The sequence below is a fragment of the Bacillota bacterium genome (assembly GCA_013177945.1).
Classification (GTDB): Bacteria; Bacillota; DSM-12270; order Thermacetogeniales; family Thermacetogeniaceae; genus Ch130.
In genome coordinates, this window is the sequence record JABLXW010000054.1 from 1 (window position 1) to 2,153 (window position 2,153).

The window sequence follows — 2,153 nt, forward strand, 5'->3', positions numbered from 1 at the left end:
ATTGAACCGGTTCCAGAAAATCTTCCTCGGGGTACGGTAGGTCTGCAGGTGGGACAAATTTACAAATATGAGTTAGTATCCTACGAACTCGAACCTAGCTTATTAAAGCGGGCGATCAAGGTGTCTTTCTGGCCTATCTATAAAATAACAGGAGCTCCTGTACACGGCAGGGTTACAGCAGAAGAAGAAATCATTTATAAAGTGGCCGATGTCGTATATTTCAACCAAGAACCTTACTTCCTGATCGAAGGTTTCCAGAAAAGTAGGCTTCTTTCAGCTTCACCTGAGGAGTTCAGAAGTAAAATTCTTTTTTACATCCACGCTATCAAGGGGAAAATTGAATTCCAACAAATGGAGGACCTTGAAGCCCATCTTTGGGGAAAAGAATGTGTTCGCTTCAGCATTTCGAATCCGAGCCTTTTTGCTCCCTGGTACCTCGATTTAAGGAAAGATTTCCGCAGCAAATTCCGCCGAGATAGCTATTTGTTAAACGCGGAGGTTACAGGAATCGGGAAGCTTGGGAACTATCAATGTTTCAAGGTGGTTGTCACTGCTCCCGATAGCTTGCCCGGGGGCAAAATGATTTACTGGGTCGACGTTAATACCCGTACCACCGTACGTCAGTATTTTGTCTATCGAGGAAGGATTTACGGCGATTTTTACCGGATTGCCTCCTGAAAAGTTGCCTATGAATAATCTTGGGGAGTTTACGCAATGAGAAAAATCACCGTTCTCTCTTTTTTTTGTGAATTTCTCCAGTAAACCCTCCAGAACCAGGGAGGATCTTGTCAAAATAAATTTCTTTTTGAGAGAGAAGTTGCCTCTTTATTGTGCTAAAATTATGGCACATTTTTTTATCACTTCCAGGGAGGCAACTTGCTTTGCAGATCATCCATGACTTTGGAGTAACACCTGAAGAGTACAGCAAGAGGGGAGAAAATAACGACTTTCCCGTCATCGATTCCTGTCCCATCTGTCACGCCAAAGGCACCCTGAAAAAGCATGGTTTTTACTCAAGGTACACTCTGTCCTTTAAGAGGGAGCCGCGGATTGTTATCAGGAGATTCAAGTGCTCCTGCTGCAAGAAGACGCTGTCGGTCCTGCCCTCTTTCCTCCTCCCTCACTATCAACACACTGTTGGTTTCATTCTGGGATGCTTGAGAGGCCATTTTATCTTGAGAAAGCTCAAGGCGTACTACTAGAAGGTCCAGTTCTACAGGAGGCGGTTTCTCAAGAACCTGAGGGCAGTGGAGATGTTTTTCAGGGACCAGGGCATGAAAGATCAGATCCCGGAACCCCATCAAGAAAAGGCCATAAAGCTGCTGAAAATGATCAGGGCTTGCGCCTCGGCCTTCTCCCAAAGGTTCTTCAGTCATTTTCGTCACAGTTTTATGGCACTTTAATTTTACTATTCCTCCGGGCCTAAAGGAAAGAACTTTTTAAACACAGAGCTTTTGCATGGAACCTTTCTCCACTTGATTTTAGACTGTTACGTGTGGCCGAACGGCACCAAAACCAATGTTTCAGGAGGAAGATTCCATGGACGAAAAGGAAAGAGAGAAGGTAGCGCTGTTTCGCTTTGGCCTGATTGCCCCTATCCTGCAGGGGCAGGTGACCAACATCCGGGAGTATCTGGCCGAAGTAGCCGACAGGGTGCACCAGGTCCCCCACTATGGCCTGAAGGAGTACGCTCCCAAGACCATCGAGTGCTGGGTGAGGGATCACCGGAGGGAGGGGTTTGAAGGGCTCAAGCCGAAAGCCCGTTCCGACAGGGGGCAGAGCAGGAAGATCTCCCCGGAGCTGCAGGAGAGGCTGCTTTCTCTGAGGAAGGAGCAACCCGGTATCCCGGTCTCGGTCTTTTACGATCAGCTGATCGCCAAAGGGGTCATTCTGCCCTGCGACTTCTCTTACTCCTCAGTCTACCGGTTTTTGAAAAGGCAGGACCTGGTGAGGGGGGAAATCCGCAGGGAACCGGAGCGCAAGAGGTTCGCCTACGACACCGTGAATATGCTCTGGCAGGGGGACGTGTCCTACGGCCCCTACCTCAAGCTTAACGGCAGGAAGGTGCAGGCCTTCCTCTTTGCCTTTATCGACGACTGCTCGCGCCTCATCCCCTTTGCCCGGTTCTGTCTCTCGGAGAAATACGACTCGTT

General features: G+C 48.6%; 3 protein-coding genes. All 3 read left to right on the forward strand.

Annotated features, from left to right (window positions below; genetic code table 11):
* Positions 1-48 precede the first annotated feature (48 nt).
* Positions 49-678: a hypothetical protein gene (locus tag HPY58_14200; GenBank protein ID NPV30764.1), complete on the forward strand. Its 630-nt coding sequence runs from the start codon at positions 49-51 to the stop codon at positions 676-678.
* Between the two features lie 203 nt (positions 679-881).
* The gene (locus HPY58_14205) at positions 882-1,202 is read left to right on the forward strand and encodes a hypothetical protein (GenBank protein ID NPV30765.1); all 321 of its coding nucleotides are present in this window, start codon (positions 882-884) and stop codon (positions 1,200-1,202) included.
* 337 nt (positions 1,203-1,539) lie between these two features.
* Positions 1,540-2,153 (forward strand): transposase (locus HPY58_14210; protein ID NPV30766.1); only part of this gene is annotated, 614 nt, incomplete at its 3' end.